Origin of the sequence: Actinoplanes octamycinicus (genome assembly GCF_014205225.1) — a bacterium.
GTDB classification, from domain to species: domain Bacteria; phylum Actinomycetota; class Actinomycetes; order Mycobacteriales; family Micromonosporaceae; genus Actinoplanes; species Actinoplanes octamycinicus.
In genome coordinates this window covers 1,539,339-1,558,301 of sequence record NZ_JACHNB010000001.1, presented here as the reverse complement: position 1 = coordinate 1,558,301, position 18,963 = coordinate 1,539,339, and the positions used below count along the sequence as shown (strand labels likewise).

Genomic DNA, 18,963 nt, shown 5'->3' with positions numbered 1-18,963 from the left:
CGGTTTGAAGGATAGGACCACTATCCAATCGACGAGGTTCGCTGTAGCGTCGCGGAATGAAGGACGTCACGCCCGCGATCCGTGCCGGATTCCTCATCCCGCTGACGCTCTGCGCCGGCCTCCAGGTGCTGCTGCTCTTCGTGCTCGGCGGCCGGGGGTTCGCCTGGACGTTCCACTCACCACTGTCCGCGGCCACGATGGGCGCCGGATATTGCGGCGGCCTGGCCATGCTGGTCTGTTCGCTGCGGCTGCGGCGGTGGGTGGACGTCCGGGTGGCGTACCTCAGCACCCTGCTGTTGATGATCCTGATGCTGCTGGTCACGCTGCGCTACGCGGGCCGGACGCACCTCGGCGGCGGCGACCTCATCGCCTTCGGCAACGCCTGGGGCTGGCTGATCGTGCACCTGCTCGCCCCGGTCGTCGGGGTGATCCTGCTGGTGCTGCAACTGCGCGCGCCCGGGCAGAATCCGCCGCGCGAGTTCCCCCGGCTCTGGCTCACCGTGCTGCCGATCGCGGTGGTCGCCCTGATCGGCACCGGCGTCGGCCTGTTCGCCCTGCTCTTCCCGGCCACCGCGGCGGACCGCTGGCCGTGGCCGGTGACCGAGCTGGACGTGTCGGCGCTGGGCGTCTGGGCCCTGGTCTTCGGCGTCGGCTCGATCCTCGCCATCCGGGAGGGCGACCCGGAGCGCCAGCGGGCCGGTGCGATCAACTACCTGGTCGCGGGGGTGGCCAGCGTGATCGCCTTCCTCCGCTACGCCGGCGAGGTCCGCTGGGACAACAGCCTGAGCTGGATCTACCTGCTCCTGATGATCCTGCTGTCCCTCACCGGCGCGATCGGCTGGCTGATGGCCGGCCCGGCCGAGCGCTGGCGGTCCGCCGTGCTGACCGACTGAACCATATTTTCGTACGCCTCCGTCCCGCCACCACCCGCCCGCCGGTGCGGGCCGCAGCGGGTCAGCCGCAGGGCCCCGGCTGGTCCGCACGGGTGTCTCGGCACCCCCGAGGCACCCCTGAGGCCCAGCCGGGATCGGACACCGCGTCGCGGCCCTGGGGTGGGACCGCCTCGCGTGCCGCGGCTAGGCGGGAGGCAGGTCGACGCCGTCGAGCGGGCTGATCGGCCGCCGGTGGTGCAGCCGCGCCGAGACGTCCTCGTGCGCCAACCGCCGGATCGCGAGCAGGATCGGCTCGTAGAGGACCGTGTAGGCCACCGTCGCCTCGATCGCCTCGTCCAGATCCCGGTGCCCGTCGATGAACCGGTATTCGCCCTCGGCCAGCGGGTGCACGGCCGCCGCGTACCGCCGCACGTGCTCGATCCCGTCCCGGTAGCCGAGCCGGCGCAGCGCCACGATCGACCTGGTCAGCGCGTTCAGTGAGGGGCTGAAGTCGTTGATCAGCCAGCCGAGTCCGGTCATCAGCGCGAGCACTTCGCCGTGCACCTCGTCCCAGAGCGGGTCGTCGGTGGGCGCTTCGACGAGCGGCGGCAGCATGTACTGCGCGACGCCGAGCCGTTCGTGCCGGCTCAGGGTGCTCTCCCCGGCGGCGAAGAGCACGTTGCGCACCTGGTCGATGCTCATCCCGCCGATCTGCTGCATGGCCCGGACCAGCCGGAGCCGCCGCAGGTGCCCGTCGTCGTAGGACGACTGCCGCGCGGTGACCGGCGTCCCCGGCTCCAGCAGGCCCTCACGCAGGTAGAACTTGATGGTCGCGATGGGCACACCGCTCGCGGTGCTGAGCTCGGACAGGCGCACGCTGAGCCATTCTCCCGGAACGGTCTGGACAGAGACCGTCGTCACTAGGATAGTGGAACTATCCTACAGGCGGAGGGAGCCCGCGATGGCCGGGTCGGCGCTGTTCCACGGATCGCAACTGCTCATGCACCCGCGCTGGCAGCGCACCGGCCCGGTCGAGGACCAGGTGCGCCGCGGCCGGTTCATGGCGGAGAACGAGGAGCCGATCGCGCTCTTCCTGGTCGGCATGCGGATCAACCGGTGGCGGTCGCTGCGCAGCTGGCTGCCGGTGATGTTCGCGATGCCCGGGATGCTCCGCGAGCTGGCCGCCGACCCGGAGAGCGGCCTGCTCGGCTACCAGTTGCTCGGCGGTCCGGGCCTGCGCCAGGTCACCCTGATCCAGTACTGGCGGCGGGCCGGCGACATCCGCGCCTTCGCGCACGACAGCGGCCGGCTGCACCGCCCGGCGCAGGACCGGTTCTGGAAGCGGTACTTCGCCGGGAACGGGGCGGTCGGCATCTGGCACGAGATGTTCTCCGTGCAGAAGGGTGCCTACCAGTGCCTTTACGGCGACATGCCGGCCACCGGGGTGGGTGCGGTGCGCGGCCTGCAGCCGGTCGTGCCGAAAGGTGAGCACGGCGGCTACCAGCCGACCACGGAGCCGATCTTCCACTCCCAGTTGCAGCCCTGATCCACCACCGCTTCTTCAGTACGGACGGCCGTACCGAAAACTGGTTCTGACCTCAGTCCTGGGCGCGGAGCTGGACCAGCAGGCCGTCGCGGTCCGTGAGGACCGCGCCGAGGATCCGGCGGCCGGCCGCGAGCAGGTCGGCCACGTCCCGGGTGCTCAGGGCGTACATCACCAGGGCGCCGTCCCGGAACGAGGTCACGATGCCGGCTCGGCGGAGCACCGCGAGCTGCTGCGAGAGATTCGACGCCTCGACGTCTATTTCGGACAGCAGGTCGCGGACCGGCCGGGGGCCGTCCTGCAGCAGCTCCAGGACGCGGATGCGGACCGGGTGGCCGAGGGTCCGGAACATCTCGGCCTTCGCCTGATACAGCGGCACTGACACGGCGGATCCCCTCCAGTCATTCGCACCGGCCAACGAGGCGTGGAGCGGTCCGGTTACGCGGCTGCGCCGTTTCTTCAGTTGCGAAAATCCGCAACTCCTTCGATGCCGTCATCAGCATGCGGACTGGTCGACTGTCCAAGCCGGACATCATGTGCGACGGGTTCCGGCCCGGGTCGGTGACAGTCGATGTCGACCGGAGCGAGACATCGGAGGAACCCGAAATGCCGGACATGGATGTGGCCCTGAAGGACGCGATGCAGATCGACGGCGCCATCGGCGTCGCTCTGGTCGACCGCAGCAGCGGGATGGCGCTCGGCGTCGCCGGGGGTGACCGGAACTTCGACCTGACCGTCGCGGCCGCCGCGAACACCGAGGTGGTGCGGGCCAAGCTGCGCACCATGGAGATGCTCGGCCTGCGCGAGAGCATCGAGGACGTGCTGATCACCCTCGACTCGCAGTACCACCTGATCCGCCCGCTGACCGGGCGCGCCGGGCAGGGATTGTTCCTCTACCTGGCGCTCTACAAGGAGCGGGCCAACCTGGCGCTGGCCCGGCACCAGCTCAAGCGGATCGAGGCGAACCTGGACATCTAGCGAACCACTCGTCGGAGAGCATGGCGAAGTCGAGCTCGGTGCTCCACTCGCCCTTGAACAGCTCGTTGTGCACGAGCCGGGCCTCCTGTCGCATGCCGAGCCGGCGCAGCACCCGGGCGGACGGCTCGTTGCGCTCGTCGATCCGGCCGATGATCCGGTGCAGGCCCAGTTCCTCGAAGCCGAGCCGGAGCATCGCCTCGGCGGCCTCGGTGGCGTACCCCCGGCCGGCGAAGTCCGGGTGCAGCACGTAACCGATCTCGCCGCCGCGGTGCTGGCGGCTGTGCCAGAACAGGACCACGTCCCCGGCCAGCTGCCCGGTCCCGGCCACCTCGACGCCGAGGGTCAGTGACTGCCCCTCGTCGGTGAGCGCGGTGGCCGCCCAGTAGGTCCGCAGCCGCTCGGCGATCACCTCGGGCGTCATCGGCTCGAACGGCACGTAGCGGCAGACCTCGGGACGGTTGCGATAGGCCAGCAGCGCCCCGGCGTCGGCCTCGGTCAGCGGGCGCAGCAGCAGGCGTCCGGTCCGGATCGGGTACGTCGGGCGCAACTCGGTCGGCGACACGTGATCATCCTGCCATCCCGTGTCGCCGGTTAGCACACCCGTTCGAGTTATCCACAGGCTGTGCGCACAGCCTGTGGGTTGCGCTCAGCGGCGCACGTCCGCGTACCGCAGCAGCGCGGCCACCCCGCCGCGCAGGTGGTGGTGCCCGGCCGGATCGACCAGCCGGATCGAGCCCTCGGCGGCGGTCAGCGCCCGGAGGATCGCGGCGTCCGCGCGCACCAGCGGCGGATGCCGGATCCCGGCCCGGTTCAGCACCTCCGGGTCGTCGCTGAGCTGCAGCGGGTCCGGGCCGATCCACAGCCGCTCGGTCGAGGACGGGTCGTCGATCAGCAGCAGCGTCTCCACCTCGCCCCGGGACAGATGGCCGACCACCTCGGCGAGGCCGTCCTCGAACTGATCGGGCGCCGCGTCGTCCTCGGCGTCCCGGGCCAGCTGCACGATCATCGGCATCGCGTGCGGCAGCGGGTCGTACGCGACGATCGCCGCGGGCGGCTCGGGCAGCGCCTGCCGCATGATCACCTCGCCGGCCGTGGCGAACAGGGCGAGCCCGTGCCGTCCCGGCACCGGCGGATGGTGATCGTGGACGGCGTCGTCGAGCGCGTGCACGGTCAGCGGATCACAACCGGCGTCGGCCAGCGCGTCCCGGGCGGCGAACCAGCGCGCCTCGACCGCACGCGCGGCGCCCGCGGTGTCCTGTGACGTGTCGAGATACACCGAAGCCCATGGTCCGGGCCGTTCGTACAGTGGTCGGAGCAGATTCAATCGCATGTCTGGCCTCCCTGACTTCCTCGGTCTCGCTCACCTTCCAGCTTCGCCGAGGTATCCAGAGAAAGTGGCTCAACCAGCGCGTTTGCGGTTCAGCAGGAGCCAGGCGCCGGGCAGCAGAGCGGTCGCCAGGGCGATTTTCAGGAGATCACCGATCAGGTACGGATACAGGCCCTGGGCGATCGCCTGGGGCACGTCCAGGGTGCTGCCGAGCGCCAGCCAGGGCACCCCGATCAGGTAGATCAGCAGGTTGCCGATCGCCATCAGGCCGATCGTGTGGCCCGGGCGGCGGTCCGCGCCGAGCGTGGCGAGCTGGCCGACCAGCGCCGCGGCGACGACGAAGCCGAGCAGGTAACCGCCGGTCGCGGCGGGCCACCCGGCACCGCCGCCGGCGAACCAGGGGACGCCGAGGATGCCGGCCACCGCGTAGAGGAGCATGCCGGCCGCGCCGCGACCGGGGCCGAGCACCGCGCCGGCCAGCAGCACCGCGAAGGTCTGCCCGGTGATCGGGACCGGCGAGCCGGGCACCGGGATGGCGATCTGGGCGGCCAGGCCGACGGCCGCCGCGGCGCCCGCGGTCAGGGCCACGTCACGGACCACGGATCGGCCCCACACGTCAGCGAGCACACCGGTCGGGCGTCCGGGCACCACCACCCCGAATACGTCAGTCACCGTCGCGACCTCCCGTCCAGCGTTGTCGGAGACCGTAAGCGCCGAAGATCACAGTCCGGCGTCACTGTGTCTCGCACCACATCGGACCTTCCTTCGGTACGCCGGGCGGGGGCGCTGCCGCCGGCAGCGCCCCCGTGCTCACTCCGGAGACATCAGAGGGTGAGCGTCCAGCTGTTGATGTAGCCGGTGTCCGCCGAGTAGACGTCCTGCACCTTCAGTCGCCAGGTGCCGTTCGCCGCCTCGCTGGACAGGTTCTTGGTGTACGTGGTGCTGACGTTGTCCGCGCTGTCCGAGCTCGACGTGGCCTTCAGGTTGTAGACCGTGCCGTCCGGCGCGACCAGGTCGACCCGCAGGTCACCCCGGTAGGTGTGGACGATGTTGACGGCGACCGTCGCGGTCGACGACGCGTTGCGGGCGCAGCCGCTGATCGCGATGTCGCTGTAGACCGCCGAGCCGGCGTCCGGGATCGAGACGTCGGTGCCGTTGGTGCCGGTGCATCCGGCCGGCGGGTTCGAGGTGCTCTGCGACGGGGTCGGCGAGGTGGTGCCGCCGGTGCAGGTCGGGTCGGCGGACTGGGCCGGCACGCTCACCGCGTCCCAGGCGGCCTTGGTGGTGTTGAAGAGCCCGCAGGTGCTGTCCAGGGCCTTGGCCGCGGTCAGCGTCCAGGTGCGGTACTTCAGGTAGGACGAGCTGGAGGTCTTCATCAGCATCGCGTTGTACATGATCTTGGTGGCGGTCTGGATGCCGACACCGGTGATCGCGCCGGAGCCGGAGCACCGGGTGCTGGACGGCTGCCCGTTGGTCGGGTTGGTGCCCTCGGCGAGCAGGTAGAACCAGTGGTTGCCGGGGCCGGCCGCGGCGTGCACCTCCTGGCTCGGGGTGCTGCTGGAGTAGCAGTTGTCGTCACCGGCCAGCGACGGGTTGTACATGTACCGGATCGGGCCGCTGCCGACCAGGTTGACCTCCTCGCCGACCTGGTAGTCGGCCGGGTCGTTCGGGTTGTTCGCGTACGCCTCGGTGGCCGCGCCGAACACGTCGCCGACGAACTCCTGGGTGCCGCTGCGCGAGATGCCACCCGGGGTGTTGTCGTCGATGCCGTGGCCGATCTCGTGGCCCACCACGTCGGCCGAGGCGATCCACTGACCGGCGGTGTTCTTGCCGATCTGGACCTGGGTGCCGTCGTAGTACGCGTTCTGGTCGTTCAGCCCGACCCGGATCGGCCAGGCGCCGCCGCTGCTGGTGAAGCCGGTGCGGCCCAGCCAGCTGGACAGCATCCCCTTCTCCTTCTGCGCCGAGTAGAAGGCGTCGACGCAGCCGGTCTCCTTGTTGGTCCCGGTGCCGTTGCCCCACACGTTGTCGGTGCCGCTGAACGTCGTGTTGTTCGCCGCGTCCTGGCACTGCAGCGTGGCGATGCTCGGGTCACGCAGCAGGTAGTTGCTGCCCGACTGGGTGGTGTCCAGGCTGACCGAGCCGTTGATCCAGCCGGTGCCGGTGCCGGCCACGTCGGTGACGTGCTCGTAGGTGCGCAGCACCTTGCCGGAGTCGGCGTCCACGTCGACGGTGAGCCGGCTCGGGCCCTCCGCGCTGGTGCCCCGGATGGTCGACTCCCAGGCCAGCGCCGGGGTCCCGGTGGTGGCCAGGATGACCAGCTTGGTGCCCTCGACGGTGGTCACCGACTTCAGCTCGCTCTTGGCGACCTTGAGGGAGTCGGCGGCGCTCAGGGTGGGGGTGGTGTCGACCGTGCCGAGCGGCGCGTCCTGCGCCACCGAGGTGAAGGTGATCTGGCCGGTCGCGTCGGTGACGACCACGCCGTCCCCGCCGATCACCGGAATGCCCTGGTAGGTGCGGTCGAACGGGACGTACTGCAGCTTGTCGGTGGAGATCACATCGTGCTGGACGAACGCCTCACCCGCGGAGGCGTGCAGTGCCGCGGGCGGCGCTGCGAGCAGGTTGGACGCGGCCTGGGCGGCGGCCTGAGGCGAGGGCGGCGGAGTTTGAGCGGTCGCCGGTTGGGCGACGGCCACGGCGACCGCGGCGACCGCGGTTGCGGCGACCGTGGCGGCGACGACAGGGGTACGGGATTTCACGCACTGCTCCTTTCCCGCCCGGGGGGTGGCGGGCGGGTTCGACCGTCCGTGGACGATGGGTCACACCTGGATGACTTGAGGTGTGACGTTATGCATCGACGGTCGTCACCGAATCAGGGAAAACCCTTGCGGTCCCCTGGACGGTTTCTGGGAGCGTGCTCTATTAAGAAACTTCTATGAGCCGATCTCGCTGACCTCGGTGAACGGCGCATCGTTCCACCAGATCGCGCGGATGATGAAGCTGTGCCCGGTCTCGTTGAAGTAGACCGCCATGTCGGCCGGCGCGCTCTGCGTCTTCTCCACCGCGTAACCGTCCGCCGGGGTGGCGGTGACCAGGGAGACCACGCCCTCGCCGGTCATCTTGATCACCGCCTGGCCGCCCTCGACGGTGAACGAGCGGACGTAGTTCTTCGTCCCGTTCTGATCGGTGGTGACGGTCCAGCCGTTCTCCACGGTCGGGGGCGGCGTCGTCGTCGTGGCCGGCGGCGGTGCGGACGTCGGCTTTCTGGTCGGCTTCTTGGTGACCTTCGGCGTCTGGTCCGGAGCGGGGGACTTGGCGGGCGGCGCGGGCCGGGCGGGCACGGTCGTGGTCACCGGCGGCACCGAGGCGACGTCCGCGGCCGGCACCTGGTCGACATCCGGCAGCGTGCCGACGTCCGCCCGGGCCGCGTTGAGCACCGGAAGCAGGGCCACCCAGGAGAGCACGATGCTGGTCGCGGTCGCCGCGAACCATCCGGCTATTGGCACCCACCTGGAAGATCGCACGAGGCCCATCCTCTCACCTGGTCCTATGGTGTACGCCATGGCGTTGATCCTGTTGGTCGAGGACGACCGCAACATCGCGGCCGCACTCACCCGTGCGCTGACCGATGCCGGGCACGTGGTGCGCCCGGTGGGCCAGGCTGCCCAAGCTCTGAAGATCGTCACTCAGGAGCGGCCCGACCTGGTCATCCTCGACCTCGGGCTGCCCGACATCGACGGCACCGACGCGCTGCGGATGATGCGTACCGTCTCCGACGTGCCGGTGATCGTGGCGACCGCCCGGCGCTCGGAGGCGGACATCATCGCACTGCTCAGCGCCGGCGCCGACGACTACGTGACCAAGCCGTTCTCCGGCGGGCACATCCTGGCCCGGATCTCCGCGGTGCTGCGCCGGGCGCGGACCACCACCGAGCAGGCGCCGAACGCGATCACCGTGGGTGAGCTGGTGATCAAGCCGCGGCAGCGCCGGGCCGAGCTGCGTGGGGAGCCGCTGCAGCTGACCCGCCGCGAGTTCGACGTGCTGGCCTACCTGGCCGAGCGGGTCGGCCAGGTGATCAGCCGGCGGGAGCTGATGAACCAGGTGTGGAACCAGGCCCGGATCGGCGAGGAGCAGACCATCGACGTGCACATCTCCTGGCTGCGCCGCAAGCTCGGGGAGACCGCCGCGAAGCCGCGCTTCCTGCACACCGTCCGCGGTGTCGGCGTGATGATGGTCGACCCGCAGTGAGGTGGGCGCTCAACCGGCTGGCCCTGGCGATCACCTCGATGGTGGCGCTGGCCTTCCTGGTCCCGCTCGCCGTGGCGATCTGGCAGATCGCCCACGACAAGGCCGTCTCCGAGGCGCGCCAGCAGGCCACCTCGATGGTCACCGTGCTCGGCGTGAACGCCGACCCGACCGCGCTGACCAACGCGGTGGCCAGCACCTCGGCCGGCAGCGCCGGGCTGCTCGCCGTCCACCTGCCGGGCCTGGACCCGATCGGCACCTCGCACCTGGCGCCGGAGACCGTGGAACGGGCCGCGAAACAGCGCCGGTCGGCGACCGCGGACGCCGACGGCGGCCTCGCCTACCTGCAGCCGACCGTGCTGACCGACGGCCGGACCGTGGTGGTCGAGGTCTTCGTCACCGACGAGGAGATGCGGCGTGGCGTCTGGTCCGCCTGGCTGGCCCTCGGCGGGCTGGCCGTGGTGCTGGTCGGCGGCTCGACGCTGCTCGCCGACCGGCTCGGCGCCCAGCTGGTGCGGGCCACCCGGAACCTGGCGGCGGCCACCCGCCGGCTCGGCGGCGGCGAGCTCAACGAGCGGATCGAGCCGACCGGGCCGCGCGAGCTGCGCGACGCCGCGCAGGCGTTCAACACGATGGCCGGGGATCTGCGGCGCCTGCTGGACCGCGAGCGGGAACTGGCCGCTGACCTCTCCCACCGCTTGCGTACGCCGCTGACCGCGCTCCGCCTGGACGCCGAGACCATCCCGCCGGGTCCGATCGCCGACCGGATGCGGGACGCCTGCGACCTGCTCGACGAGGAGCTCGACGCGATCATCAACGGCGCCCGGCTGGGCGTCGAGGTGCGCGGCACCGAGCAGTGCGACCTGGTCGAGGTGCTGGCCGACCGGCTCGCCTTCTGGTCGGTGCTGGCCGAGGACCAGGAGCGGCCCTGGGAGGTGGTCGGCGGGCACGAGCCGGTGATGGTGGCGATGCCGCAGAGCGAGGTGATCCTGGTGGTCGACGCGATGCTGGGCAACGTCTTCTCGCACACCCCGGAGGGCGTCGCGTTCCGGGTCAGCGTCTCGTCGACCGGGCTGCTGGTGGACGACGCGGGGCCGGGCATCGCCGATCCGGCGGCTGCCGTGCAACGTGGGTTCAGCGGCGCCGGGTCGACCGGGCTCGGGCTGGACATCGTGCGGCGGGCGGCGGATACCGTACAGGGGCAATTGGTCGTCGGGCGGAGCCCGCTGGGTGGGGCTCGCGTGGGTTTCCTGCTCACCTCGCCCGCGGATGTCCCCGCGGAGGAGCCGCGCCGGCGGCGCCGCGCGGTCTCATGATCGGGTTTCAGGCGGGTTTTCGGTCGCCTTAAGGCTGCGTTATGGCAGCTCCTCATAACGTTCCGGTCCGTAAGGAAGCCAGGACGAGATGTCTGGAGACTGACATGCGCAGGAAGATCGCCTACCCGCTGGCCACCCTCGGGATGGTCGGATCGACCTTGGTGATCGCCTCACCGGCCCTGGCACACGGCTACGTCTCATCGCCGCCGAGCCGGCAGGCGCAGTGCGCCGCCGGCACCGTCGCCGACTGCGGCGCGATCCAGTTCGAGCCGCAGAGCGTCGAGGCACCGAAGGGCTCCAAGCAATGCAACGGTGGAAACGCCGCCTACCCGGTCTTGAACGACAACTCCAAGAGCTGGAAGCGCACTGCCGTCGGTACCTCGGTCACCTTCAACTGGGTGCTGACCGCCCGGCACCGGACCGCGACCTGGGTCTACTACGTCGACGGTACCGAGGTCGCCACGTTCAATGACGGCAACGCGATCCCCGCGGCCAGCGTCAGCCACAAGGTCGACCTCAGCAAGTTCCCGGGCAACCACACGGTCCTCGCGGTCTGGAACATCGGGGACACGGCGAACGCCTTCTACAACTGCGTCGACGTGAACGTTGGTGGCAGCGGCTCCGCGACGCCCACCACGGCGCCGACCACCGCGGCCCCGACCAAGGCGCCGACGACCGCGCCCACGACCGCGCCGACCACCACCGCGCCGACCGCGACCGCCACCACCGCGGCGCCGACCGCGACCGCGACCAGCTCCGCCGCCTCCTCGACCGGCGGCACCGCGTGGGCGCCGGGCGTGAGCTACCGCACCGGTGACGTGGTGACCTACAACGGCGCCTCCTACCAGTGCCGGCAGGCGCACACCTCGATCCGCAGCTGGGAGCCGTCCGTGTTCACCCTCGCGCTCTGGCTCCCGCGGTGAAGCGCCGGCTGGTAGCGGGTCTCCTGGTGGCGCCGTTCCTGCTCGGCGCGTGCGGCACCGCGACGTCACCGGCGCCGTCCGCGTCGACCGCGGCGCCCGCCGTCAAGAACGTCGCGGAGATCACCGCCGGCTCGACCTTCAACGATCGGGACGTGATGTTCCTCCAGATGCTGGCCGACCACCAGCAGCAGGGTCTGGAGATGGCCGCGATCGGCGCTCAGCGGGCCACCCGGGCCGACGTGGCCGACCTGGCCAAGGCGGTCTCGCTGACCGAGACCGACGAGCTGACCATGATGAAGAACTGGCTGACCGAGTGGGGCAAGCCGACCACGGTCGACAAGCGGGTCAGCGTCCACGCCGATCACGGCGGCCTGCCGAGCACCACCGACGCCGAGATCAACTCGTTGAAGACGGCGAAGAAGAAGGACTTCGAGACGGCCTTCCTGAACCTCTTCCTGGCGCACCAGCACAACGCGGTGGAGATGGCCCAGCTCGAACTGGACAAGGGCGCGAACGAGCAGACCAAGCAGTTCGCGGAGCGGGTGAAGCAGTCGCGCGCGGACCAGGTCCAGCAGATGCTCCGTCTCCTCAACGGCTAGCTTCCGGTCGCTTCGGCTTCCGGCCGCTTCGGCTTCAGGCGGATGGCTCGGTTCCTGGCGGGCGGGCCATCCGCTTTTTCCTTCGGTACGACGACAGGTGCGCTATTTTCCCGATATGCGCACCTTGCGGCGTACCGTAGCGGCGTTGTCCTCCCTGGTCCTGGGCTTGCCGCTGCCCCTGTGGGATCACCCCGGTTACGACGCCGAGGACAGCCATTTCAACCCGCACGCGTCCGTGAGCGACGTCGCGCAGCTGCGCCAGGTCTGGTCGGCGAAGCTGCGCCAGGTCGACGAGAGCTGCTCGGGCTTCTCCGCCCCGCTCGTCGCCGCCGACCAGGTCTTCGTCACCGACACCGAGGGCGTCTCCAGCTATGGCCTGGACTCCGGCGACCTCAGGCTGCGCTTCACCTGGGACGACGCCCTGGACAACGGCACCCCGCGGATGGCCGTCGCCGGCGACCTGCTGATCCTCGCCAACGGCGGCTGCAACTCGCAGAGCGACCCGGACGGCCAGCTCACCGCCCTCGACTTCTACGGCAGAACCCGCTGGAAGCTTCGCCTGGACCCACCGATCGACACGGTCGTCGTCGACAAGGGCGTGGTCCTGGTGTCCGGGTGGTCCCAGTCCGACGCCGAGACGGTCGCGGCCTACCGGGTCCGCGACGGCCATCTGATCTGGACTCGCGAGAACTACGCGTCCAGCGGCGTCTCCGCCGACGGCCTGGTCCCGCTCCAGAGAACCGACGGCTACGGAGTCCCCTCCGGCGAAACCACCACCGTCGACATCGTCACCGGCAAACCCCGCTGGACCCGCCCGGCCGCATGGCAGGTCGAAGCGGCCAGCCCCACGTTCGGCCGCTTCTACGCCACCAACCGCGCCGGCGCCCTGGCCGCCCTGAACGCTGCCACCGGCGCCGTCCTCTGGTCCACCCCCGGCAAGGCGACGTCCTTGCTGGCCACCGACGGCCCCCGCCTCTACTTGGCGTCCGGCCCCACACTTGCCGCGGTGAACGCCCTGACCGGCCGTCCCGTCTGGTCCCGCCGCCTGCCTACCCCGCCCACCCAGCCGGTGCTGGCCGCCAGCCTCGTCTACACCGGCGCGCAGGTCCTCACCGCCACCACCGGCAAGCCCACCGGCACTACCCTCCCAGGCGCGGTAGTCCCCGCCGGCTCCCACCTCTACCAGGTCAACGACGCCCGCCTCACCGCCTACACCTCCGCGCGAGACGGTCATGACTCCGATCAAGGGGTGGCCGCCCGTCAGGAATGAAGTAGGCGTCCGTTCTCCGAGTCGGCGAAAGAGGTCTCTGCCTTCCAGATCGCTGCAACCCCGGCCGTCTTCAGCAAGCCCATCAGGTCATCGGTGGGCCGGCGGGGAACCAGGACCGCGAGATTGACCTCGAAGTCGAGATAGCGCCGGTAGTCATAGAGTTGGCCGACGGCGAACCTCAAGTAATCGCGCTCAGCCCTGGCCTTCACCTCGATCAGCACATTGGTGACCTGGTCGTACAGGTCGACACGGAGCCTTGAGGTCGGGGTCTCTATCGAGATTCCGCGAAGCCGGTCACCCTTGCGGTCTCGCCAGGACCGGAATTCCTCACGAAGGAGAGCCTCGGTTTGCTCTGCCTGTCTCGCGGCCTCTTTGGTGACCACGGCAACCGGTTCCACGCTCGGCAGCTCGGGAGCGACGATACGAATGCCCGTGGCGTCGACCTGGTTCAGCACCATTCCGTTGGTCAAGAGAGACAAGCGCGCGCGAGCTTGTGACACCGCACGTTCCAGAGCAGCGCGGTTTCCGCGGATGTTGGTCCAAAGGTCGAGGGGCTCGCCGGTGATCGGTTTCAGGCCAGTGCCGGGCTTGTCAGTCCCGGCGAAATTGCCCACGCGCCTACTGATCGAGGCCGGGCTGCGCCCAAACAGTTCGGCGATCTCTCGTACTTCCGCGTCTCCGATTCCCACCGTTCGACCTCGACGCTGCCAGAGGTCGCCAACGATGACGTACTCGTCCTGCAGCCACGGCGTACCGTCGCGAGCGCCCACTTCCAACCCCTGAGTTCGGCCGGTGTTCTCGTCTGGTCGCCTGACCAGCCCATCGGACCTCGGCATCGGATCATGGGCCTCGCTTGCGTCGGGGCTAGGGGGTTCCTTGACCGGCCGGGTCTGTCGCGGCTCGGTTCGATAGCGTGAAAGTGCACGCTGACCGGTCATAGCTGAGGGGAACACGTGGAGCTGCTGCACTCCGGCAAGGTTCGGGACGTCTATGCCGACGGGGACGACCTTGTCCTGGTGGCCTCGGACCGGATGTCGATCTTTGACGTCATTCTTCCCACGCCGATCCCCGACAAAGGGAAGATCCTGACCCAGCTGTCGCTGTGGTGGTTCGACCAGCTCAGTGACGTGGTGCCGAACCACATCATCTCCTCGACCGACGTGCCGGAGGAGTGGCAGGGGCGGGCCATCCGGTGCGAGCGGCTGGAGATGGTGAAGGTCGAGTGCATCGCCCGGGGCTACCTGGCCGGGTCCGGGCTCAAGGACTACCAGCGGGACGGGGCGATCTCCGGGGTTCCGCTGCCGCCCGGGCTGGTCGAGGGGTCGCGGCTGCCGGAGGCGATCTTCACGCCGACCACCAAGGAGGCGGTGGGTGCCGGGCATGACGCGCCGATGACCTTCGCCGAGGTGGTGGCTCAGGAGGGGCAGGACCAGGCGGACGAGCTGCGGCGGATCACGCTGGAGATCTACCGGCGGGGGTCGGAGATCGCGGCCGGCAAGGGGATCCTGATCGCGGACACCAAGATCGAGCTGGGGCTGAAGGACGGGGAGCTGAAGCTCGGGGACGAGCTGCTGACGCCGGACTCGTCGCGGTTCTGGGCGGCGGACGAGTGGCAGCCGGGGAGTGTGCAGCGGTACCTGGACAAGCAGGTGCTGCGCGACTGGGCGACCAAGGAGACCGACTGGGACCGGACCGAGCCGGGCCCGGAGCTGCCCGAGCACGTGGTCGAGGCGACCCGCAACCGGTACGTCGAGGTCTACGAGCGGCTGACCGGCGACCGCTGGAGCTGAGCGCTCACGCTTCCGCGGTCGGGCGGCGGTCGGTCGGTGACGGCCAGGCCGGGGCCTCCGTCGCCCGGCTGCGTTTGCGCAGCAGCCACGCGCCGTAAACGACTGCCAGCACCGCCTCCAGCACGCCGGTCCAGCCGCCGAAGAACAGGCAGAGCGGGGCGACCGTCCACAGCAGAACCGCCATGATCAGCCAGCGCCGGCGTTGGCGGGCCTGCAGGCGGTCGCACCGCCGGGTGAAGGCTGGGTCGGTGTCCCGCAGCCGGGACACCAAGCTGTCGAACTCCCGCTCATCCCGCGGCTCGAGCACGCCGGTCACCTCCGTTGCGCGGATCGACTGCTCGAAACTACCCCTTCCGAGGGCGTGTCAACCGCGTTTGTCGGCACACCGGCACAGCAACCGGCCCGAGACGAGCCGCGGTCACCCGGCCCGGGCGCGGCATACGATCTTCAGGTGGACTACGGGCTTCCGCTGCGGTTCGGGACGTTTCTGACGCCGGCCAACGACGATCCGGACGGCGTGGTCGTCCGGGCGGTGCTCAGCGAGCAGCTCGGCTACGACCTGGTGACTTTCCAGGACCACCCGTACCAGCCCGGCTTCCTGGACACCTGGACGCTGCTGAGCTGGGTCGCGGCCCGCACCGAGCGGATCGAGCTGGCCGGCAACGTGCTCAACGTCCCGATGCGGCCGGCCCCGGTGCTGGCCCGCGCGGCGGCCAGCCTGGACCTGCTCTCCGGCGGCCGGCTCGCGCTCGGGCTGGGCGCCGGCGGCTTCTGGGACCCGATGGTGGCGATGGGCGTCACCCGGCGCACGCCCGGCGAATCGGTCGATCAGCTCGGCGAGGCGATCGACGTGATCCGCGAGCTGTGGGACACCGAGTCCCGCCGGCCGGTCCGCTACAACGGTGAGTACTACCAGCTCAACGGCACGAAGCGGGGTCCCGCGCCGGCCCATCGGGTGCCGATCTGGCTGGGCGCCTACGGCCCGCGGATGCTGAAGCTGACCGGGACCAAGGCGGACGGATGGCTGCCGTCGCTGTCCTACCTGAAACCCGGCGCGCTGGCGCGGGGCAACACGATCATCGACGAGGCGGCGGCCGCGGCCGGCCGGGACCCGCGCGAGATCCGGCGGCTGCTCAACGTCGGGCCCCAGCAGGACGTCGAGGAACTGCTCGGCTACGTGCGGGACCACGGCGTCAGCACCTTCATCGTCGGCACCGACCAGCCCGCCGAGCTGGAACGGTTCGCCGCCGAGGTGATCCCGGCGCTGCGCGAGGCGGTGGACCGGGAGCGCGCGGGGAGCGGCGCGCCGACCGGTCCGGTGCGCGCCGCCGCGGCGCTGGCGCGCCGCCGGGACGGGATCGACTACGACGGGTTGCCGGATTCGCTTGCGGCAGTCGCGATCGAGCCGGGCGATTTCGGGTACGGCCGGGTCCGTTCCACCTACATGCGTGCCGGCGCCCCCGGCCTGGTGCTGCAGCCGCGCGACGTCGAGCAGGCGGTGACCGCGCTGGCCTTCGCCCGCGACCAGGAGGTGCCGCTCGCGGTGCGCAGCGGCGGCCACGGGATCAGCGGGCGTTCCACCAACGACGGCGGGATCGTGATCGACGTCGGCCGGCTGAACACCATCGAGATCCTGTCGACCGCCGACCGGCTGATCAGAGTCGGTCCCGGCGCCCGCTGGAAGGAGGTGGCCGCCGCACTCGCCCCGCACGGCTGGGCGCTGAGCAGCGGCGACTACGGCGGGGTCGGCGTCGGCGGGCTGGCCACCGCCGGCGGGATCGGCTGGCTGGCCCGGGAGCACGGGCTGACCATCGACCGGATGCGCGCCGCCGAGCTGATCCTGGCCGACGGCACGCTGGTCCGGGCCGGCGCGACGGAGAACCCGGACCTGTTCTGGGCGGTCCGCGGCGCCGGGGCGAACTTCGGCATCGTCACCGCGTTCGAGTTCCAGGTGGACGAGGTGGGGCCGGTCGGTTTCGGGCAGTTCGTGCTGGACGCCACCGACGGCGCCGGGCTGCTGGAACGCTGGGGCGCCGCGATGGAGGCCGCGCCCCGGGACGTCACCACCAACCTGATCATGGGGGCGCCACGGCGCGGGCAGTCGCTCGCGCAGATCTACGGCGTGGTCGACTCCGACGTGCCGGACACCATCATCGACCGGTTCACGCCGATCGCCACGGTCGGGCCGCTGCTCGATCAGCAGGTGCAGCTGGTGCCGTACGCCGAGGTGATGAACGTGCCGGACGCCCCGCACGACGGGCAGGGCGATCCGACCGCCCGGTCCGGCCTGATCGACCATCTCACCCCGGCGTTCTGCGCGGCCGCGGCCCGGCTGATCGCGTCCGGGGCGGCCTACTTCTTCCAGGTGCGTTCGGTGGGCGGCGCGGTCGCCGACGTGCCGGCCGAGGCGACCGCCTACGCGCACCGCGACGCGAACTTCTCGGTGGTGGCGTTCGGCTCGTCCCGGGAGCGGCTGGACGCGGCCTGGGCGGAGCTGGCGCCGCACTTCCGCGGGCTGTACCTGTCGTTCGAGACCGATCAGCGGCCGGAGCGGATCGCGGAGGCCTGGCCGCCAGCGACGCTGGAGCGGTTGCGCGAGCTGAAGCGCCGCTACGACCCGGACAACGTCTTCCGCGACAACTTCAATATCACTCCATAACGGATATGTCGCCGCAGAGATCCGGACCTTTAAGACCTTCAAGACCTTCAAGATCAAATGCGTGCTGACTCGGATCCGCGCTGATCACTGATCGTCGCTCCCGCCAGGGACCCTTCCGGGCCGGGCTGGCCGCTGCGCGTCCAAAACGCCCGGCCCTCCAGGGCGACGCCCGCGGGTGGCCACGACCCGCCAAACCCAAACCCAGACGAAAGCCCTGCTCGGCCGCCTGGCTCGGCCCAGCCGCGCGGCTCGGCCGCCCCTTGCGGTCCGGTCTGGCTGCTGCGGCGGCCGCCTGCTGTCTGGCCCTTAGCGGGCTTGCGAGGCACTGGCTGGTGTTCAGGGACGAAGACGGGTGCTGAGGAATGAAGGGCGATACAAGCCCCCGCTGCCTCGCGGGCCCGGCTGGTGCTCCGAGCCTGAAGCCGGGCTGCTCCTGGGCCTGGTGCCGGGTCGGAGTTGGGCCGGGTCAGGGTTTGGAGCGCCTGCCCAACACGGTGCGGCGCGCGCGTGCCCCACACGGCGGGGCGCGCGTGCCGGGTGGGCGTGCCGGGCGCACCTGGGGTTTGGGCGGATCACCGCAAGGCGGGCAATTCGGCCCGGATGCGGCCTCGCGGTCGTGAGGTCCGGGCGGCCTCGCGTCGACGGCGTGACCGGGCAGCGCGGTTGGGGTGGGTGCCGGTCGTACCGGAGAGGGCGATCCTGAGGTTGAAGCGGCCGGAAGTGGTCCGCGGGCCGGTGGTGATGGTGCTGGCCGGAGAGTGGTCCGTGGTGGGGCGGCCAAGACGTCGGCGGGCCGGATAGTGGTGAACCGGCCGGAAGTGAGTGGGCTCGACCGGCCGGGATCAGCGGGGGCTGGCGGCGGGCTGCTGGTCCGGCCAGTGGACGCTCATCTTGCAATCGCCGCAGGTGAGTTGCTCGCCGCAGGTGGGGCACCAGTCGTTGGTGCGCCGTAGATACCAGCCCAGGGCGACGCCGGAGAAGAGGCTCAGCAGGCCGACGATGGCGGAGACGGTGACGGCGCCGGTCATGCCAGCGGCTTTCGACGGACCAGCCGGAGACCGCGGTTGTCGAGGGTCGGGTCGTCGTCGTCGCGGGAGGTCACGTAGGGCGCGGTGAAGGTGTCGACGCCGGTGCCGCGGTGGCTGCCTGGCTTGTAGGTGACCGTGACGGCCCGCGGGGAGGCGGCCTCGATGACGCCGGCGCGCCAGCCGTCGCGGTAGACCCACACCGGGTCGGCCGGGCGGTAGCTCTCCGCAGGCGCCACGTCGGCCGGGTCTCGCTGTGGCGGGGTGACGGTCGGCGTGGATGTCATCCAGTTCGACATCACGGTGCCTCCAAGCTCTCGAGGCTGCGTCAGGTGGCCAACAGGCAGCACCAACGGGGCGCAACGGCCGAGCAGCCGAAGTTTTCGGCACGCTGCGTTAGCAATCGGTACGTGTCT

At 70.6% G+C, this 18,963-nt stretch carries 21 protein-coding genes; 10 read left to right on the top strand and 11 right to left on the bottom strand.

Annotation, left to right across the window (positions count from 1 at the left end):
* The first annotated feature begins 56 nt into the window (after nt 1-56).
* On the top strand, nt 57-893 hold the full coding sequence (locus BJY16_RS06955) for a hypothetical protein (protein WP_185038276.1): 837 nt from the start codon (nt 57-59) through the stop codon (nt 891-893).
* Between the two features lie 183 nt (nt 894-1,076).
* Here the strand turns inward: BJY16_RS06955 and BJY16_RS06950 are convergent, their stop codons facing one another.
* On the bottom strand, nt 1,077-1,748 hold the full coding sequence (locus BJY16_RS06950; RefSeq protein ID WP_185038275.1) for a MerR family transcriptional regulator: 672 nt from the start codon (nt 1,746-1,748) through the stop codon (nt 1,077-1,079).
* Between the two features lie 85 nt (nt 1,749-1,833).
* On the opposite strand from BJY16_RS06950, the gene BJY16_RS06945 reads away from it, so the two are divergent.
* Nucleotides 1,834-2,418 (top strand): monooxygenase family protein, encoded by a 585-nt coding sequence (locus BJY16_RS06945; protein WP_203759046.1) that lies wholly within the window; start codon nt 1,834-1,836, stop codon nt 2,416-2,418.
* A 52-nt stretch (nt 2,419-2,470) separates the two neighbouring features.
* Here the strand turns inward: BJY16_RS06945 and BJY16_RS06940 are convergent, their stop codons facing one another.
* Nucleotides 2,471-2,800, bottom strand: coding sequence for an ArsR/SmtB family transcription factor (locus BJY16_RS06940; protein ID WP_185038274.1), 330 nt, complete (start codon nt 2,798-2,800; stop codon nt 2,471-2,473).
* 221 nt (nt 2,801-3,021) lie between these two features.
* Between BJY16_RS06940 and BJY16_RS06935 the strand changes: the two genes are divergently transcribed.
* Nucleotides 3,022-3,393, top strand: coding sequence for a hypothetical protein (locus BJY16_RS06935; protein ID WP_185038273.1), 372 nt, complete (start codon nt 3,022-3,024; stop codon nt 3,391-3,393).
* Here BJY16_RS06935 and BJY16_RS06930 read toward each other — a convergent pair.
* From BJY16_RS06930 to BJY16_RS06910, 5 genes are all read right to left on the bottom strand, one after another.
* Entirely contained in the window at nt 3,362-3,955 is a 594-nt protein-coding gene (locus BJY16_RS06930; RefSeq protein ID WP_185038272.1) for a GNAT family N-acetyltransferase, read from the bottom strand. The two genes, BJY16_RS06935 and BJY16_RS06930, sit on opposite strands and share 32 nt — an antisense overlap.
* 84 nt (nt 3,956-4,039) lie before the next feature.
* Entirely contained in the window at nt 4,040-4,669 is a 630-nt protein-coding gene (locus tag BJY16_RS06925) for a hypothetical protein (RefSeq protein WP_239177424.1), read from the bottom strand.
* A 123-nt stretch (nt 4,670-4,792) separates the two neighbouring features.
* Nucleotides 4,793-5,392 carry a biotin transporter BioY gene (locus tag BJY16_RS06920; protein WP_185038270.1) on the bottom strand — a complete coding sequence of 200 codons (600 nt, stop codon included), beginning with the start codon at nt 5,390-5,392 and terminating at the stop codon, nt 4,793-4,795.
* A gap of 152 nt (nt 5,393-5,544) precedes the next feature.
* A complete protein-coding gene (locus BJY16_RS06915; protein ID WP_185038269.1) occupies nt 5,545-7,479 on the bottom strand; it encodes a M4 family metallopeptidase in 1,935 nt (644 codons plus the stop codon).
* 174 nt (nt 7,480-7,653) lie between these two features.
* Nucleotides 7,654-8,226 (bottom strand): DNA mismatch repair protein MutL, encoded by a 573-nt coding sequence (locus BJY16_RS06910; protein ID WP_239177426.1) that lies wholly within the window; start codon nt 8,224-8,226, stop codon nt 7,654-7,656.
* 55 nt (nt 8,227-8,281) lie between these two features.
* On the opposite strand from BJY16_RS06910, the gene BJY16_RS06905 reads away from it, so the two are divergent.
* The 5 genes from BJY16_RS06905 (at nt 8,282) to BJY16_RS06885 (ending at nt 13,073) form a co-directional block, all read left to right on the top strand.
* Entirely contained in the window at nt 8,282-8,968 is a 687-nt protein-coding gene (locus BJY16_RS06905) for a response regulator transcription factor (RefSeq protein ID WP_067690995.1), read from the top strand.
* On the top strand, nt 8,965-10,281 hold the full coding sequence (locus BJY16_RS06900; protein WP_185038267.1) for a HAMP domain-containing protein: 1,317 nt from the start codon (nt 8,965-8,967) through the stop codon (nt 10,279-10,281). The genes BJY16_RS06905 and BJY16_RS06900 overlap by 4 nt, the downstream gene beginning before the upstream one ends.
* Before the next feature lie 104 nt (nt 10,282-10,385).
* The gene (locus tag BJY16_RS06895; protein WP_185038266.1) at nt 10,386-11,204 is read left to right on the top strand and encodes a lytic polysaccharide monooxygenase; all 819 of its coding nucleotides are present in this window, start codon (nt 10,386-10,388) and stop codon (nt 11,202-11,204) included.
* The gene (locus tag BJY16_RS06890) at nt 11,201-11,803 is read left to right on the top strand and encodes a DUF305 domain-containing protein (protein WP_185038265.1); all 603 of its coding nucleotides are present in this window, start codon (nt 11,201-11,203) and stop codon (nt 11,801-11,803) included. Before BJY16_RS06895 ends, BJY16_RS06890 begins: the two co-directional genes overlap by 4 nt.
* Before the next feature lie 145 nt (nt 11,804-11,948).
* On the top strand, nt 11,949-13,073 hold the full coding sequence (locus BJY16_RS06885) for an outer membrane protein assembly factor BamB family protein (protein WP_185038264.1): 1,125 nt from the start codon (nt 11,949-11,951) through the stop codon (nt 13,071-13,073).
* Here the strand turns inward: BJY16_RS06885 and BJY16_RS06880 are convergent.
* Nucleotides 13,064-13,843 carry a hypothetical protein gene (locus BJY16_RS06880; protein WP_185038263.1) on the bottom strand — a complete coding sequence of 260 codons (780 nt, stop codon included), beginning with the start codon at nt 13,841-13,843 and terminating at the stop codon, nt 13,064-13,066. The two genes, BJY16_RS06885 and BJY16_RS06880, sit on opposite strands and share 10 nt — an antisense overlap.
* Nucleotides 13,844-14,026: 183 nt before the next feature.
* On the opposite strand from BJY16_RS06880, the gene BJY16_RS06875 reads away from it, so the two are divergent.
* A complete protein-coding gene (locus BJY16_RS06875) occupies nt 14,027-14,863 on the top strand; it encodes a phosphoribosylaminoimidazolesuccinocarboxamide synthase (protein WP_185038262.1) in 837 nt (278 codons plus the stop codon).
* Between the two features lie 4 nt (nt 14,864-14,867).
* Here the strand turns inward: BJY16_RS06875 and BJY16_RS06870 are convergent, their stop codons facing one another.
* Complete coding sequence (locus BJY16_RS06870; RefSeq protein ID WP_185038261.1) at nt 14,868-15,170, bottom strand: DUF3040 domain-containing protein; 303 nt, start codon at nt 15,168-15,170, stop codon at nt 14,868-14,870.
* Between the two features lie 144 nt (nt 15,171-15,314).
* Between BJY16_RS06870 and BJY16_RS06865 the strand changes: the two genes are divergently transcribed.
* Nucleotides 15,315-17,522 (top strand): LLM class flavin-dependent oxidoreductase, encoded by a 2,208-nt coding sequence (locus BJY16_RS06865; protein WP_185038260.1) that lies wholly within the window; start codon nt 15,315-15,317, stop codon nt 17,520-17,522.
* Between the two features lie 842 nt (nt 17,523-18,364).
* Here BJY16_RS06865 and BJY16_RS06860 read toward each other — a convergent pair.
* Both BJY16_RS06860 and BJY16_RS06855 read right to left on the bottom strand, forming a co-directional pair.
* Nucleotides 18,365-18,550 carry a hypothetical protein gene (locus BJY16_RS06860; protein ID WP_185038259.1) on the bottom strand — a complete coding sequence of 62 codons (186 nt, stop codon included), beginning with the start codon at nt 18,548-18,550 and terminating at the stop codon, nt 18,365-18,367.
* Nucleotides 18,547-18,834, bottom strand: coding sequence for a hypothetical protein (locus tag BJY16_RS06855; protein ID WP_229830402.1), 288 nt, complete (start codon nt 18,832-18,834; stop codon nt 18,547-18,549). The genes BJY16_RS06860 and BJY16_RS06855 overlap by 4 nt, the downstream gene beginning before the upstream one ends.
* Nucleotides 18,835-18,963: the final 129 nt, after the last annotated feature.

Coding starts and splice junctions, on each gene's coding strand:
- BJY16_RS06860 (WP_185038259.1), bottom strand. CDS start 18,550: ATGACCGGCGCCGTCACCGTCTCCGCCATCGTCGGCCTGCTGAGCCTC.
- BJY16_RS06935 (WP_185038273.1), top strand. CDS start 3,022: ATGCCGGACATGGATGTGGCCCTGAAGGACGCGATGCAGATCGACGGC.
- BJY16_RS06895 (WP_185038266.1), top strand. CDS start 10,386: ATGCGCAGGAAGATCGCCTACCCGCTGGCCACCCTCGGGATGGTCGGA.
- BJY16_RS06955 (WP_185038276.1), top strand. CDS start 57: ATGAAGGACGTCACGCCCGCGATCCGTGCCGGATTCCTCATCCCGCTG.
- BJY16_RS06945 (WP_203759046.1), top strand. CDS start 1,834: ATGGCCGGGTCGGCGCTGTTCCACGGATCGCAACTGCTCATGCACCCG.
- BJY16_RS06855 (WP_229830402.1), bottom strand. CDS start 18,834: ATGACATCCACGCCGACCGTCACCCCGCCACAGCGAGACCCGGCCGAC.
- BJY16_RS06905 (WP_067690995.1), top strand. CDS start 8,282: ATGGCGTTGATCCTGTTGGTCGAGGACGACCGCAACATCGCGGCCGCA.